Below are 1204 nucleotides of genomic sequence, written 5' to 3' on the forward strand. Positions count from 1 at the left end.
GGGCTGGGGCGTTGACACGGGGGGCGAGCGGAGGGAGACTGCGGGTGGTTTTAACGTTCAAACGTCCGCGGGAGGGTGCTGTGGCCACGCTGAAGCAGGTTGCTGCGCATGCGGAGGTCTCGGTGCAGACCGTGTCGAACGCGTTGAACGCGCCCCATCGGCTGCGGCCGGACACGCTGGCGCGGGTCAATCGGTCGATCGAGCTGCTCAACTACCGGCCCAATCGTAACGCCCGGAGTTTGCGGACGAGCGCGGTCGAGCTGATCGGGTACTGCGTTCCGAGCTGGCCGAACCGGACTCATTTGGTGATGGACCAGTTCCTGCACGCCTTGTGTGCGGCCGCGGAGAGCACCGGGCGGCACATTCTGCTGTTCACCGCGCCGCCTGGCGTCGACGGCATGCCGGTGTACGACGATCTGCATGCGCGGCGGCTGGTTGACGGGTTCGTGCTGTCGCAGACCGAGACTCGGGATCCGCGGCACGGGTGGTTGAAGGAGAAGCAGATCCCGTTCATCTCGTTCGGGCGGGTCTGGAAAGAGTCCACCCAGCCGGGGTCGTGGGTCGATGTCGACGGCGCGGCCGGCACCGCACTCGCCGTACGGCATCTGCATGAGACCGGGCGGCGGCGGATCGCCTTCATCGGATGGCCGACGACCTCCGGGTTGGCCGAGGACCGTCTGGACGGCTGGCGGACTGCGTGCGAGGCCCTTGACCTGCCAACGAACGGCCTGACCGTGCACTGCCCCGAAGACACCCTCGACGCGGGTGCGCGAGCCGCCGCCCAACTGCTCGACAGCCCGCAACCACCTGACGGAATCGTTGCCCTGAGCGACATTCTCGCGCTCGGCGCACTCCGCGAGCTCACTCGCCGCGGCCACACCCCGGGCGTCGACATCGGCGTCACCGGCTTCGACGACTCCCCCTTGGCCGACGTCGTCTCCCCCGGCCTCACCAGCCTGCGTCAGCCGATGGACGACATCGCCGCCGAGCTGATCACCGTCCTCACCGACCCACCCGCAGGCCCTGTCGAACGCCTGCTGCTCCCCGAACTAATAGTCAGAGGCAGCTCAGCCCCTGGCTGACCCGGTGTCCGACAACGCCGGGAGAAGGAGGAACCGCCATGACTCCCCGACCCTTCGTTCACAGCACCGCCCCACCCCGCACCCACACTGGCAGCCTGCGGCTGACGGGGATCGCCCTGCTC

Annotated in this window: 1 protein-coding gene; it reads left to right on the plus strand. The window is 68.4% G+C overall.

What is annotated here, in order from left to right:
- Positions 1-80: 80 nt before the first annotated feature.
- Positions 81-1082 carry a LacI family DNA-binding transcriptional regulator gene (locus E1261_RS44830; RefSeq protein ID WP_132416478.1) on the plus strand — a complete coding sequence of 334 codons (1002 nt, stop codon included), beginning with the start codon at positions 81-83 and terminating at the stop codon, positions 1080-1082.
- The last annotated feature ends 122 nt before the right edge of the window (positions 1083-1204 follow it).

It is taken from the genome of Kribbella albertanoniae (assembly GCF_004348455.1).
Taxonomy (GTDB): domain Bacteria; phylum Actinomycetota; class Actinomycetes; order Propionibacteriales; family Kribbellaceae; genus Kribbella; species Kribbella albertanoniae.